Origin of the sequence: Synechococcus sp. GEYO, assembly GCF_900473955.1 — a bacterium.
In the GTDB taxonomy this organism is placed as follows: Bacteria; Cyanobacteriota; Cyanobacteriia; order PCC-6307; family Cyanobiaceae; genus Synechococcus_C.
The window spans coordinates 168,128-180,653 of the sequence record NZ_UCNL01000007.1 but is presented as its reverse complement, the minus strand read 5'-3'; the positions used below and the strand labels follow the sequence as shown (position 1 = coordinate 180,653).

The following is a 12,526-nucleotide window of genomic DNA, read 5'->3' as shown; positions in this document are numbered from 1 at the left end:
ATGGGGCGCTACTGGCGAACCTTGCGCCGTTTTTGGGGAACCGCTCTGGCCACCCAGCTGGAATATCAGCTGAATGTGGTTGTGGAGCTGCTGGCCGTGGTCCTCAGCCTCGGCGGCAGCCTGCTGCTGTTGTCTCTTTTCTTTGGTCCCGGCCGGGAGCTTGGGGGTTGGAACTGGAACCAGGCTTTGATCGTTCAGGGGTTCTATACCGTGTTCGACGGTATGACGACCGCCTGGCTGAGGCCCAACCTCGGAGCGATCGTCACCTATGTGCGTGAGGGCACCCTTGATTTTGTGCTGCTCAAACCGATCGACAGTCAGTTCTGGGTGTCACTGCGCACCTTCGCTCCAGCGGGACTGTCTGAAGTCGTTCTGGGCCTAGGCCTGGCCGCTTGGGGCGCGTACCAATCCGGTGTCGTGCTGACTCCGGCTGTGCTGGTCACTGTGTTGCTGATGCTGTTGGTTGCTGCGCTGATTCTTTATTCGCTGTGGTTTCTGATCGCTGCCACCAGCATCTGGTTCGTGAAGACTTGGAACGCCACGGAAGTGCTGCGGGCCGTGTTGGCGTCTGGGCGCTATCCGCTTGAGGCTTACCCCGCCCCCTTGCGGCTGCTGTTCACCCTGGTGATCCCTGTCGCGTTTCTCACCACAGTGCCTGCTGAGGTGCTCTTGGGGAGGGCATCACTTCCGTTGTTGGCTTTGGGTTTTGTCTTGTCAGCAGTGTTTTTTGCCGCTGCCCGGAGCTTTTGGTTGTTTGCACTGCGTCACTACACCTCGGCGTCCAGCTAACTGAGCTGATTTGGCTCTCATGACGTTGGGTTGCTTCGATTCAGTGAATTGATGAGGGTGTTCGAATCGGAGCCTGGTGCTGGATACAGCGTGGTGCAGTCAAAGGCAAAATCAGCGCCGCTGCGTTGAACAATTCCAGCAATATCAAGAAAAATGGATTGTTGAATATCAAGCCAGTCTTTCCATACTGTTGTTTTGGTGAAGCAATAAACCATCATGTTGATCGACGATGCATCCCATTCGTTGAAGTTTACAAGAATGGTTTGACTCTGATCAATGTCTGGATGTAGCTGAAGGTGCTTGCGAACTTCCTTGGAAATGCCATCAATCTTGTCTAAATCTTCATAGCGCAAGCTGACATTAGCTCGAATTCTGCGGTTATACATTTCGCCTGGATTTTCAATCGGGTTTGTTGCAAACACTGAATTCGGAATATATAAAGGCCGGCGGTCAAAAGTGCGAATTCTGGTGTAGTACCAGCCAATGCTTTCAACCGTCCCTTCCAGGTTGTTTGCGTTGATCCAGTCGCCTTCGCGGAATGGGCGGTTGAAAAACAGCATGAAGCCAGAGAGAAAGTTCTGACTGATTTGTTGGGTCGCGAAGGATAAGCCGATTCCTGCTCCGCCAAGCATGGTGGCAATGGCTCCCGACGGAACTCCGAAGTTCACCATCAGAACCGCGGTCGCAACAAGCAGCACAAAAATGGTGTATAGCCTGCTCATCACATTGATCAGCATGGCTTCATCCTGCTGGTCTTCGATTCGAATCCATCGCCTCATCGAGGCAGATCGCACCACGGTCTGGCCGATATTCATCACGGCCCAGGTGATGCTTGCAATCACCAGAGTTGTGGAGATTTTGTTCACTTGAGACTGAGCGACTAGCCCGAGTCCAAGCTCTTTGTTCAGTTGATGGATGATCCAGCTGGCGTAGAGCGAGGTGCCGAGCCCGAACAGCACAGGTCGCCGCAGCGCTGCGGCGAGATGGCTGCCCATGTTGCGTCCATGGCGGCTAAGAATCTGCAGTAGCAGCCAGGCCCCTAAAAGAGCCAAGGTTCCGACTAGTAATCCGAGGTTGGTTTGCAGGAACTGGAGGTGTAACTTCTCTGCCAAATGAGACTGAGTCACGCGACTCGTGCTTCGCTGTCGCGAACCTAGCTCATGTCTTCTGTGGCTTCCTGATCAATCACCTGCTCAGCTTGCAGCTGGGGCCTGAGGCTTTGTTGCGTTTTGGGCGGCCACTCCATCGGGTAAATCTGACGCTGAGGGAAGGGAATGGTGATCTTCTCTTTCTCGAAGCGTTCCCAGATTGCACGACGTAGATCACTGCCCACATTGAAGGCATCGAGAGGATCTGTGACCCAGAACGACATCTTGTAGTTGATTGAGGATTCCGCAAATTCAGTCACAACAGCCGCTGCCGATAGAGAGCGGGTTGAATGCGTAGGCCTGGAACCACATCCCAAAGATTGTTCTGAAAGCTGCTCAGACGCTTCCGATCCCGGGAACTGTCAACCGTGGTGACCTTTTCATTGGTCGGCATGATGCGGGCGACCCGCAGCAATTTGATCGAGGTTCGACCGCTACTGCTGCAGGAGCTCAGTAGCCCAGCTGCGCAGAGAACCCCCAGCAACAGCAAGCGCTGGCGGATCAGTGGTGCCCGGAGACAATGATGTTGCACAGCAGCCTGCAAGTCTTCCTTTCAAGGCCTCGACGCTAAGCCTGACAAGGGTTGGGTCAGTGTTCTGATCTCACTGTTGCCTTGGTCAGTGTGGTGCGGTTGTGTTGTTGCTGCGGTCCTAGGAACAGTGATGGCACAAATGGATGAAGGATGGACGTCATCGCACAGCTGATCGATACCGACGCTCTTTTGGCATGGCTGGAGTCGCCTGCAGGTGCCCTGCTGTTCATTCCGCTTTACGCCACCTGGGTGACCCTGCTGCTGCCAGGGATCTGGGCATCGATGTTGGCGGGCGCGTTGTATGGCCCCTGGTTGGGAAGCCTGATTGTGTTCGCTGGGGCAACCCTTGGAGCGGAGGCTGCATTCCTGCTTGGTCGGCACTGGCTCAGGGGCTGGGCGCAGCAGCGCTTGAGTCGTTTCCCGAAGTTGTTGGCGATTGAGAAGGCCGTCAGTCGGGAGGGGTTTCGCTTGGTGTTGCTGACGCGCCTCTCACCCGCTTTCCCGTTCTCTTTGCTGAACCTGGCTTACGGATTGAGTGAGGTGAGTCTGCGGGACTACAACCTCGGTTTGATAGGGATCATTCCCGGCACGATTTTGTTCTGCGCTCTCGGCGCCCTGGCCGGCAGCGCAGCAAGTTTTGGTGAGGTGCTGGCCGGAGAGACCTCCGCGCAGGCCTGGGTGCTTCGTGTCGTGGGGGTGCTGTCCACGGTGGGTGTGGTGTGGCTAGTGGGACGCTCCGCTCGCAAAGTTCTCCAGGAAGCAGGCGCGGAGGCTCAGGATCCTGAGCTCTGATCAGGATCAGGCAATCGCCAGTCACGCAGAGCTGCGATGACGACAAACCAACCCAGCCTGGCTTTTGCGGTAAATCCGCTGCGGCTGCTGAGGTCGGCATATTTGGTCCGACCGCACTCCGTTTTGATCCAGCGGAAAACGGCTGGATGATGATTGGCTTGGTTCATCGGCTTGTTGGCAAGGTCATGGCATCGCTGAATTTGTTGATCTGATTCGGAATCACGCTGATCGTGACCTTGATGTCATCGAGGCCTAACTCCTCTTTCCCTTTCTTCACTAAGGCTGCAGAGAAATTGTTGGCCAAGTCTTCTGTGAGTACTCCCTTTGGTGCGCTGAACACCAGATCCACAGTGGCGTTGTTGTTGATCACGCCGACATTGCTGAACAGCAATCGCACCCTTTGCCAGAGATAAGGGTTGTCGCTGGTGAGCTTGAGCTGACGGACCTGCCCAGCTTTGAAGGTATCGAACTTGCTTTCAATCTCCTGCTTGATGCTGAAGTCGTGCAGAGCTGAGGACAGTGGAATGCATAACAGTCCTAGAAAACCCAGCCAGAGCGCCAGATTGCGCCAGCACTGAAGGACGCTTCCGTAGCGCTGCACGAGGAACACGAACAGGCTTGCCACTGTGATTCCGATCAGGTTCGCAAGGAACAGCAGGAACGAGCCCTCGGAGATCTGATTGGTGATGCCGGCCACGGTGCCGCGACCAAACACTGCCACCACCTCATTGCCCATGCTCAGGCCGATGCCGCAAACGCACAGTGGTGGAACCAGCGCTACGGCGATGGCAACACCGGCCAGCGAATTCGACAGCCTCTCGCGGGTCATGCTGAAGGATCCGGCCACAGCAGCCGCTACGGCGACGCCAAGGTCGATCAGGTTGGGAGCTGTGCGGGAGGTCATCTCCCGGTTCACTTCACTCACATCCAGCAGGGATGCGAGCAGTGCTGATGTGGCGACTACGGTGATCACTCCGATCACCACCGTCAGCAGCGAACGCTTCGCCAGCTTGTTGTTGCTTATGGAGAGTGCAAACGCGAGGCTGAGGATTGGATCCATCAGCGGCGCCACGATCATGGCTCCGATCACCACTGCAGTGCTGTTGGCGATCAGTCCCAGCGTGGCGATCACCGCTGCGCAGAGCAGCAGTACGAAAAAACCAAGAGAAGGCTTCGATGACGCGATGCGGGCCTGGTAGAGCTCCTTGCGTGGGATCCTGCTTTCCAGGTTGATCTGCCATTCACCGGACAGATTGTTCAGAAAGCTTCCAAAGGGAGATGAGGAGTCCACTGGCGCTTGACGCTGAACATGACGGTCTGTTCAGTCTCCGTCATCACAACCCGTGATCGGACGCATCGATCACGGGCAGCGATGTTCAGGTTTCGATGGATTGCAGCAAGGTGACCAGTCCCGCTTCATCAATCACCTTGATGCCCAGTTTGTTGGCCTTCTCCAGCTTGCTGCCGGCCTCTTCTCCAGCGAGCACGAAGGAGGTCTTTTTGCTGACGGAGCCGCTGACTTTGCCACCTGCGGCTTCAATCAGGTCTTTCGCCTGGCTGCGGCTCATCGAGGGAAGTGTGCCAGTGAGGACCACGGTCTGCCCGGAGAGCACTCCATCCGAGCTGCTGCGGCTTGCCAAGTCTTGACGCTCTTGCTCAGTGGTGGCCAGCGAGAGGCCCACGTTTTGAAGTTGCTGAATCAGCGTCTGATTGGCTCCTGTGTTGAACCATTGCTGCAGGCTTTGAGTGATCTCAGGACCAATCCCATGCAGCTCGCTGATCGCTTCAGGGTGATCAATGGCTGTCTCGGACAGTGTGGCAACGTCCGGAAATGTTGCTGCGAGGGCTTTGGCGTTGACCTCGCCCACGTGGTGAATGCCGAGCCCATAGAGTTGGCGTGCCCAGGGCTGGGCACGGGATACCTCCATGGCTGACACAAGGTTCTCGGCGCTTTTCTCCCCCATCCGTTCCAGGCTGCTCAGCAGTGCGGCATCGAGGCGGTATAGGTCGGAGATCGCATGTACCAGACCCCTTTCCACAAGCTGTTCGATCAATTTGCCGCCCATTCCCTCCACATCGAGAGCTCCCTTGCTCACCCAGTGACGCAGAGCGCCGCGCAGGATTGCCGGGCAGCTGCTGTTCACGCAGCGGGTTGCGGCTTCGCCGCTTTCGCGAACCAGCTCGGAGTTGCAGCTGGGGCATTGATGGGGAAGGTCAAGGGGCTGTGCGCCTTCAGGCCTGAGTTCGGGAAGTACGCGAAGCACTTCGGGGATAATCTCGCCGGCCTTGCGCACCACGATCGTGTCGCCGCTGTGGAGATCCAGTTCCACCAGCCGGTCGGCGTTGTGCAGTGTGGCCCGACTGACGCTGGTACCAGCCAGAGTAACCGGTTCGAATTCGGCCACTGGGGTGACCACGCCGGTGCGACCGACTTGGCAGGTGAGGCGTACCAGCCGGCTTGGAGCTTCCTCGGCGGGGTATTTCAGAGCGATGGCCCACCGTGGTGCTTTCTGCGTGAAACCCGCGGTGTCCTGGAGGCGCAGGTCGTCGAGCTTCACCACCACTCCGTCTGTGGCGTAGTCAAGGTCGTGACGGCGGCTGTCCCATTTGTTGAAGAAGCTCTCCACCGCAGCGAGATCCGGCAGCAGGGCTGCATTGGGATTAACCCGGAAGCCTGCGTTTCTCAGCCAGCTGAGGCATTCCCACTGGCTGGTCGGGCGTGGCCCATCCCAGTCTTCCGGTAAGTGCAGTGTGTACGCGAAGAAATCCAGTCGTCGTGCCGCTACGACTTTTGGATCGAGTTGGCGCAGGGTGCCGGCACAGGCATTGCGGGGATTGGCAAAGAGCGGTTCATCCCGCGCTGCACGCTCGGCATTGATGGCACCGAAGGTGCGGTCGGGAATCAGAGCCTCGCCACGAACTTCCACCCAGTCGGGTGGGGGATCGAGATGCAGCCTCAGGGGGATCGACGTGATGGTGCGCACATTGGTGGTGATCTCTTCTCCCTGTTCCCCATCGCCGCGGGTGGTGCCTCGGATCAGCACTCCGTTCTCGTAACTCAGAGCGAGGGCATTGCCGTCGATCTTGAGTTCACCGATCATGGCTAGTGCAGGGACGGGTGCACCCGCTTGTGGCTCTCTGTCGAGCACCTTCAGCAGGCGTGCATACCAGCTGCGCAACTCTTCGGGGCTGAATGCGTTGTCGAGGCTGAACAGCGGGATGCGGTGGGTCACGCTGGTAAAGCCCTCCGAGGGCGTTCCCCCTACGCGCTGGGTCGGACTGTCGCTGATCACCAGTTCGGCGTGAGCTGTCTCCAGATCCAGCAGTTCGCGGTAAAGCCTGTCGTAGACAGCATCCTCCAGTTCGGGAGCATCCAGCACGTAGTACGCGTGGGCGGCCCGGGTGAGCAGCTGCCTCAGTTCAGCGGCGCGCTCGCTGATCTGATTCGGCGCGTTGTCTGGAGCTGGAGCTGTCACGGGCAGGCCGACTCAGCTTTTGACGGTGGCGATCCGCTCGATTTTCCAGGTGTCTTCCACCTTGGTAAAGGTGAAGTCGAGGGGCATCTCTTCCTTGTTTTCCGCGATCAGCTTCACGGTGAGGATCATGCTGCCCTCCTGCAGGCGTGGCCGACCGGATTTGAGGTTGCGAAAGCGGTTGAGCTTGAGGCCTGCGAGGAAGCGAATGAATTGCTGTCGGTTGACGTGCTGTCGGTACGACTTGGTGGTGAGTAGATAGGCCGCATCCACACGCCCTGCCGCCACCTGCGTGAAAAATTGCTTGATCAGCGGGTTGATGCCGCGGGCGCTGAGCACCAGCTTTACGGCGGTGATCGTCCAATAAAGAAGCAGGGCACCACCCCCGGCCAGGAGGGCCTTGCTCCCGATCTCCCGCACCAGACCCAGATCCATCAGCTGATTCCAAGTGAGTGCAGAGTCTGACTGACGGACCGCTAGATGGAGGCAGACTGGGCCGACCATCTTGTTCAAGGCCACCGCCACTCATGCCGCTCGAGCCGCTGCTCCCTCTGTTTCATCGCCTGAATCGGGAGCATTTCGAGGGAGCTCTCTGCCAAGGACATCAACCCTTGCTGGCGTTGCGTTGGAGTGATGGTCGCTTGCGTCGTACGGCCGGTCTCTACCGGCGAGGGCCTGCTGTCGCGCCCCCCTTCGGACGTGAAATTGTCTTGTCCAAACCCTTGCTGGATCCTCTACCGAGAGAGGCCACTGAAAGCACCCTCTGTCACGAGATGATCCATGCCTGGGTGGACCTGGTGCTGAAGCGCGAGGAGGGGCATGGACCCTGCTTTCGGCATCGTATGGAGACCATCAACGCCGCTCAGACACGATTTGAGGTCAGCGTGCGCCACCGCTTCCCTGTGCCGCAGAGCTCTCCGCGCTGGATTGCGATCTGTCCTCAATGCGGCCGCCAGACTCCGTATCGCCGCAGGATGCGTCAGGCGGCCTGTCGATTGTGCTGCGATCGGCTTCATGGGGGTCGCTGGAATGCCAGTTGTCTGCTTCGCTACGAACCAGCAGCGGAACTGAGCTGAGCGAAATGGAGGTATTTCTCTGGGTGTTGGAGGCAGGCGGCGTTTCGATCGTGCTGATTGGCCTGCAACGGGAGCGTTGGTTGCAGCACAGACGTCGGTAACGTCGGTGCATGGATTCACGTCGACAACGCTCGCAGCGCAGTCCTGATCCCTTGGACCGGCGGCTGGACCGCTGGTTGGATACCGGACGTCAGCTCGTGGATGGTGTCTCCGGAGCCAGACCGGGGCGACGCAGTTTGGATCGCCTGGATGGCGCCTCCCGCTTGGATGCGATGGGTCGTTGGGTTGGTGACCGAATCGACTGGCTGTTGGATGAAGAGGATGACTGGCGTGAGGTGTCTGAGCGGCCCCAGAGTTGGCAGTCCGCACGTCCTAAGCCTGCAGACGTTTCACCATCGCTTGAACGATCAACGCCTTCAAGGCGCAAACGGCCACTGCAGGCGCTCTCCCGCCGCCAGCCGGTGTTGCCTCCGCCAGTGACTGCGACGTCGTCTGTGAGTCCGTCCGAAGAAGACGATGTCTGGCCAGAAGACGACAGTTTCCGGGTGGAACGCTGGAAGCGATCCGCCAATCGTGATGGCTTGACAGAGTCTGGTTCTTCGCCAACAGCTAGTTCTCCGACAGCCTCATCGCCAACCTCTCGGTCGTCATCCCGACGTCCCTTGCCACGTTCGAGTCGCCGTCGCGATTGAGTGACAGCATTTCGATTTGCGATTGATGCTGTTTCATCAACACGATGAGTAATACTACTTAATTCGTCTCTTGAAGCTCAAGGAACAGTTTGAGCAGGCGCGCAAGCAGGCCGAAGCCTTACGGATGGCCTGGCCCAATTAGCTCAGTGCCGGTTACTAAGTGGCCGGCGCACCTGATAGCTGCAGCCCCGCCTGTTCAGTTGATGGTTGACGTCTTCCACCAGATCGGTGGGTAACTCCTCAGCCATCTGATCCGCTGTGGTGGTGATCGATGGCGAGCCGGCGGTCATGGCCTCCAATAGATCTGTCCATTGGCTGATGCGCTCAGATCGCGTCACTGGCCTGTAACCACATCGCTCAAGGATGTTGGCGCAAAGATCAGCGTTCCAGAGCACTGAACGTCCACTCCGATGTGGTGTGAGTTGATCAACGGCACCTGCCGCGAGTGCTGCGTCTGTGGGACGTCCGTGTCGGTCACGCCATCCCTCATGTTCGAGGGCACGTCCGCAGTGGATTGAGGAGATGCCGAAATTCCGGCCCAGATCGTTGAGGGTTATCCAGGTGGAGGTGGCCATGGAACCATTGCCGATGAGGTCATGATTGCTCCAGCACAACAGCCGGCAAGTTGTCAAGTGAAAATCCGCATCAAACGCTGATTTTCTTCATGACGTTGCATGAAGCGGTCGCCTCGGCGCTTCTCCGAGCCAGCGCTCAAGTGCCGGGCTGAACACTTCACGGATCACGGTGAGTTCTTTGCCCTGCCGGAAGAAGCGGTAATGGCGGCTCCAGAAGGGCCCTTGTTCGCCAAACCCCTCTTCCAGCCATGGTTCTGTGACTAGTGCCAGTCCATCAACTTCACGGAACAGTTCCGACCGTCCTTGGGTGAGGCTGAGCCAGATCGGCTGTTCACGGTTGCTCAGATTGCGCTCTGCTTCATCCTGGTTCCACCAGCTTTCGGCCCAGGCCAGTGTGGTGTCGCCACAGTTCAGCCACACCTGGCGGCGCAGCAGGGGTGGTTGCAGTTCCTGAACCTCCGCTGGTCGTGGTCCGCCTGTTGCGTTGTTGAGGCTGGCGTCCGCGTCCATCGCGATCAGACGCACTTGCACGCTGTGACCTGTGAGCAAGCGCAGGTGCCTGGTGGGACTGCCATCTCCGAGCAACATCAGTCTCCATGGGCCTGGTAGCCAGCCAGGTTCGTCGCCTGCCAGAACTGAGGATGTCGGGGCTTCCCACAGCACAGAAGGGGAGGGGATCAGGGCGCTCACCGTGTTCAGAAGGCACCTCCGACACTCAGGGTTTGCCTTGCACCCGATCGCTCAATCACCGCGCCATTGGTGCTGACGCTTTGCAGAGTCCAGCCGCTGTTGCCGATTGCTTCACCGGGGACCGTGGAGAGGGAAAGGTCACCGAGTTGAAAGATGGCTGAGCCGTCGCCGTTGCCGGCGTGAACGACACCAACCAGCAGAGGTTGCGGTGCGACCGCTGGTGCTTGACCAGCGATTGAAGTGGTGCTGGTGACTTTGGCTGTCGGCAGTGGAACTGTGATCGGATCAAGTTGTGTCGCTGATGCGTTCGGTAGTGCGCTGATCTCCAGTTCGTTTGATGTTGAAGTCGCTTCGCTCGATGGCTCCGTGGCTGTCTGTGATGTGGTTGTTGGAGCAGGTTTGTTTTGGTTGTTCGTGCGTTGAGCGAGTTGGTTGTTGCGCAGTCGTTCGATCAAGGCGAGATTTCCTTCCCGCTCCAGCGCCTGCTGGCTCAGCCCCCAGTGCAGTGCCAGGCCGCTGCTGCCCAGCACGGCAATCAGACCCAGGGCAGCCAGGCTCACTTGCGGCCAGGTGAGTGCAGGAAGATTGAGAGTACTTGCTTCTGTCTGAGCTCCCTGCGCTGACTGAGCTGTCTGCGGATAAACCTGGACCTGCACGGTCTCCAGGATGTTGTCTCTGTCATTGAATACGCGGTCCATGACCTGCTCGGCGCGCAGATTCCAATAATCCCTGGAGGTGGGGAGACGTGTGGGCACCGCAGACTGGTGAGTGCGCTAACGCTATCGAGCGTTTGCGTTGGAGGCGAGTGATGCCTTGTTATGGTTGCGACGCTGCTGCAGTTCCAGCCAGACGAGCAGGGCGCTGAGATCTGCCTGGCTGACACCGGGAATCTGGCTGGCCTGGCCCAGGGTGAGCGGACGCACGTCGGCCAGTTTTTCACGGGCTTCGCGCGACAGCGTGTTGATGAGGGCGTAATTGATCCCTGCGGGCAGCTTGCGTTTGCCCTGACGTCTCACCTGATCGATCTGCTGCTGTTGCCTCTGGAGATAGCCGCTGTATTTGATGTCGATCTCTGCTCCTTCCCGCACCGGTAGGGGCAAATCGGCATCAGCCAAGCCATGGCGTATCAGGTCTGCTGCGTGCATTCCTGGTCGGCGCAGCAGGTCTGCCAGCGTGATCGATCCTTTGATCGGGGCGCCGGTCTCCGCTTCCACAGCCGCTGCCACCGGGTCACTCACTTTGAGCCGCTGGCTCTGCAGCCGCAGCTTTTCGGTTTCCATGGCAGCGAGTTTTTGCTCGAACAACTGCCAGCGGCGGTCATCGATCAGGCCCAGGTCTCGGCCGAGAGGTGTCAGGCGCCTGTCGGCGTTGTCACCGCGAAGCACGAGGCGGTATTCACTGCGGCTGGTCAGTACCCTGTAGGGCTCGCGCAGATCCTTGCTCACCAGATCATCGATCATCGTGCCGATGTAGCTGCTTTCCCGAGAGAAGTGCACGGCCTCCTGGCCGCGGATGCGTCGCACGGCGTTGAGTCCGGCGACCAGGCCCTGAGCAGCGGCCTCTTCGTAGCCGGTTGTGCCGTTGAGCTGGCCTGCGCTGAACAGCCCCTCCACTCGCTTGGTTTCCAGCGACGGCAGCAACTGGGTGGCTGGCAGGTAGTCGTAATCGACTGAGTAAGCCGGTCTCAGCATCACGCACTGTTCCAGTCCAGGCAGGCTGCGCAGCAATTGCAGCTGGATGGGCTCAGGCAGCCCAGTGGAGAACCCCTGCACATAAATCTCAGGAGTGTCGCGACCTTCGGGCTCCAGAAAGATCTGGTGGCTGTCCTTGTCGGCAAAGCGAACGATCTTGTCTTCGATCGATGGGCAGTAGCGGGGCCCCTTGCTGTCGATCACGCCGCCGTAGATCGCGGTGAGGTGCAGGTTGTCTTTGATCAGTTGATGGGTTGCCGCTGTGGTGCGGGTGATGTGACAGCTCATCTGTTCGCCACTGCTCCATGAGCCTGGGTCAAAAGAGAAAAAGCGGTCTGCAGCGTCGCTGGGTTGTTCCTCCAGTTGATCGAGCGCGATGCTGCGCCGATCGACACGAGCTGGGGTGCCGGTTTTAAGACGGTCGGTGTGGAAGCCAAGCTGCTGCAGGGCTTCGGTGAGTCCTTCTGCAGCCTGCTCACCGGCACGGCCAGCGGCCATCGACTGGTGCCCGACCCAGATACGGCCTCCCAGGAAAGTGCCTGCCGTGAGCACAACCGCTTTGGCGCCGTAGACGCTGCCGAAGTAGGTGCTCACACCCGTGATGCGTGTGGCTGGTCCCTGGCTGGGATTCCATGCTGGTCCGCAACCGCTGGGATCGCCTTCGATCTCCAAACCTGTGACCATCGCTTCGCGCAGAGCCAGGTTGGGGGTGTGTTGCAGCAGTTGCAGCATCTGCCGCGAATATTGTCGTTTGTCGGTCTGGGCACGGAGGGCCCACACGGCCGGGCCGCGGCTGGCGTTGAGGATTCGCTTTTGGATGGCTGTGGCATCAGCGAGGCGCCCAATCACGCCGCCGAGAGCATCCACTTCGTGCACCAGCTGGCTTTTGGCTGGTCCACCCACGGCCGGATTGCAGGGCTGCCAGGCGATGCGGTCGAGGTTGAGGGTAAAGAGTGCTGTGTTCAGCCCCAGGCGGGCAGCCGTGATGGCGGCTTCACAGCCGGCATGGCCTCCTCCCACGACGATCACGTCGAAGACTTCGGTAGGAGCTGTGGGGGCAGTCATCAC

Annotated in this window: 15 protein-coding genes; 4 read left to right on the top strand and 11 right to left on the bottom strand. The window is 58.9% G+C overall.

Features of this window, described 5'->3' with window-relative positions:
- Entirely contained in the window at positions 1–789 is a 789-nt protein-coding gene (locus DXY37_RS05910; protein ID WP_115125787.1) for an ABC transporter permease, read from the top strand.
- 17 nt (positions 790–806) lie between these two features.
- Here the strand turns inward: DXY37_RS05910 and DXY37_RS05905 are convergent, their stop codons facing one another.
- The 3 genes from DXY37_RS05905 to DXY37_RS13050 are packed head-to-tail and all read right to left on the bottom strand — an operon-like array spanning position 807 to position 2,481.
- The gene (locus tag DXY37_RS05905) at positions 807–1,916 is read right to left on the bottom strand and encodes a mechanosensitive ion channel family protein (protein WP_244276903.1); all 1,110 of its coding nucleotides are present in this window, start codon (positions 1,914–1,916) and stop codon (positions 807–809) included.
- 26 nt (positions 1,917–1,942) lie between these two features.
- Positions 1,943–2,161, bottom strand: a complete 219-nt coding sequence (locus DXY37_RS05900) for a hypothetical protein (protein ID WP_371637917.1) — start codon at positions 2,159–2,161, stop codon at positions 1,943–1,945.
- A 32-nt stretch (positions 2,162–2,193) separates the two neighbouring features.
- Positions 2,194–2,481, bottom strand: coding sequence for a hypothetical protein (locus DXY37_RS13050; RefSeq protein WP_136975562.1), 288 nt, complete (start codon positions 2,479–2,481; stop codon positions 2,194–2,196).
- Positions 2,482–2,619: 138 nt separating this feature from the next.
- On the opposite strand from DXY37_RS13050, the gene DXY37_RS05895 reads away from it, so the two are divergent.
- The gene (locus DXY37_RS05895) at positions 2,620–3,261 is read left to right on the top strand and encodes a TVP38/TMEM64 family protein (RefSeq protein ID WP_115125785.1); all 642 of its coding nucleotides are present in this window, start codon (positions 2,620–2,622) and stop codon (positions 3,259–3,261) included.
- Here DXY37_RS05895 and DXY37_RS05890 read toward each other — a convergent pair.
- The 4 genes from DXY37_RS05890 to DXY37_RS05875 all read right to left on the bottom strand — a co-directional run bounded on the left by DXY37_RS05890 (position 3,243) and on the right by DXY37_RS05875 (position 7,169).
- On the bottom strand, positions 3,243–3,428 hold the full coding sequence (locus DXY37_RS05890; RefSeq protein WP_115125784.1) for a hypothetical protein: 186 nt from the start codon (positions 3,426–3,428) through the stop codon (positions 3,243–3,245). The genes DXY37_RS05895 and DXY37_RS05890 overlap by 19 nt on opposite strands.
- Positions 3,425–4,552 (bottom strand): TIGR00341 family protein, encoded by a 1,128-nt coding sequence (locus DXY37_RS05885; protein WP_244276901.1) that lies wholly within the window; start codon positions 4,550–4,552, stop codon positions 3,425–3,427. The genes DXY37_RS05890 and DXY37_RS05885 overlap by 4 nt, the downstream gene beginning before the upstream one ends.
- Positions 4,553–4,637: 85 nt before the next feature.
- Positions 4,638–6,701: an NAD-dependent DNA ligase LigA gene (gene ligA / locus DXY37_RS05880; protein WP_115125999.1), complete on the bottom strand. Its 2,064-nt coding sequence runs from the start codon at positions 6,699–6,701 to the stop codon at positions 4,638–4,640.
- A gap of 48 nt (positions 6,702–6,749) precedes the next feature.
- Positions 6,750–7,169, bottom strand: coding sequence for a hypothetical protein (locus DXY37_RS05875; protein ID WP_067093707.1), 420 nt, complete (start codon positions 7,167–7,169; stop codon positions 6,750–6,752).
- Between the two features lie 92 nt (positions 7,170–7,261).
- On the opposite strand from DXY37_RS05875, the gene DXY37_RS05870 reads away from it, so the two are divergent.
- Both DXY37_RS05870 and DXY37_RS05865 read left to right on the top strand, forming a co-directional pair.
- Entirely contained in the window at positions 7,262–7,810 is a 549-nt protein-coding gene (locus DXY37_RS05870) for a SprT family zinc-dependent metalloprotease (RefSeq protein WP_115125783.1), read from the top strand.
- A 110-nt stretch (positions 7,811–7,920) separates the two neighbouring features.
- A complete protein-coding gene (locus tag DXY37_RS05865; RefSeq protein WP_115125782.1) occupies positions 7,921–8,502 on the top strand; it encodes an RNA helicase in 582 nt (193 codons plus the stop codon).
- A gap of 143 nt (positions 8,503–8,645) precedes the next feature.
- Here DXY37_RS05865 and DXY37_RS05860 read toward each other — a convergent pair whose 3' ends face one another.
- The 4 genes from DXY37_RS05860 to mnmG all read right to left on the bottom strand — a co-directional run bounded on the left by DXY37_RS05860 (position 8,646) and on the right by mnmG (position 12,523).
- Complete coding sequence (locus DXY37_RS05860; protein ID WP_115125998.1) at positions 8,646–9,077, bottom strand: hypothetical protein; 432 nt, start codon at positions 9,075–9,077, stop codon at positions 8,646–8,648.
- A gap of 87 nt (positions 9,078–9,164) precedes the next feature.
- The gene (locus tag DXY37_RS05855; protein WP_115125997.1) at positions 9,165–9,758 is read right to left on the bottom strand and encodes a chorismate lyase; all 594 of its coding nucleotides are present in this window, start codon (positions 9,756–9,758) and stop codon (positions 9,165–9,167) included.
- A gap of 14 nt (positions 9,759–9,772) precedes the next feature.
- Positions 9,773–10,522, bottom strand: a complete 750-nt coding sequence (locus DXY37_RS05850) for a hypothetical protein (protein WP_115125781.1) — start codon at positions 10,520–10,522, stop codon at positions 9,773–9,775.
- A 24-nt stretch (positions 10,523–10,546) separates the two neighbouring features.
- On the bottom strand, positions 10,547–12,523 hold the full coding sequence (mnmG, locus tag DXY37_RS05845) for a tRNA uridine-5-carboxymethylaminomethyl(34) synthesis enzyme MnmG (protein ID WP_115125996.1): 1,977 nt from the start codon (positions 12,521–12,523) through the stop codon (positions 10,547–10,549).
- Between the last annotated feature and the right edge of the window lie 3 nt (positions 12,524–12,526).

What these genes read in the sequence shown, in the direction of transcription:
- DXY37_RS05910 (WP_115125787.1), top strand. Translation starts at nt 1, where the DNA reads ATGGGGCGCTACTGGCGAACCTTGCGCCGTTTTTGGGGAACCGCTCTG.
- DXY37_RS05900 (WP_371637917.1), bottom strand. Translation starts at nt 2,161, where the DNA reads ATGTCGTTCTGGGTCACAGATCCTCTCGATGCCTTCAATGTGGGCAGT.
- DXY37_RS05895 (WP_115125785.1), top strand. Translation starts at nt 2,620, where the DNA reads ATGGACGTCATCGCACAGCTGATCGATACCGACGCTCTTTTGGCATGG.
- DXY37_RS05890 (WP_115125784.1), bottom strand. Translation starts at nt 3,428, where the DNA reads ATGAACCAAGCCAATCATCATCCAGCCGTTTTCCGCTGGATCAAAACG.
- DXY37_RS05875 (WP_067093707.1), bottom strand. Translation starts at nt 7,169, where the DNA reads ATGGATCTGGGTCTGGTGCGGGAGATCGGGAGCAAGGCCCTCCTGGCC.
- DXY37_RS05870 (WP_115125783.1), top strand. Translation starts at nt 7,262, where the DNA reads ATGCCGCTCGAGCCGCTGCTCCCTCTGTTTCATCGCCTGAATCGGGAG.
- DXY37_RS05865 (WP_115125782.1), top strand. Translation starts at nt 7,921, where the DNA reads ATGGATTCACGTCGACAACGCTCGCAGCGCAGTCCTGATCCCTTGGAC.
- DXY37_RS05860 (WP_115125998.1), bottom strand. Translation starts at nt 9,077, where the DNA reads ATGGCCACCTCCACCTGGATAACCCTCAACGATCTGGGCCGGAATTTC.
- mnmG (WP_115125996.1), bottom strand. Translation starts at nt 12,523, where the DNA reads ATGACTGCCCCCACAGCTCCTACCGAAGTCTTCGACGTGATCGTCGTG.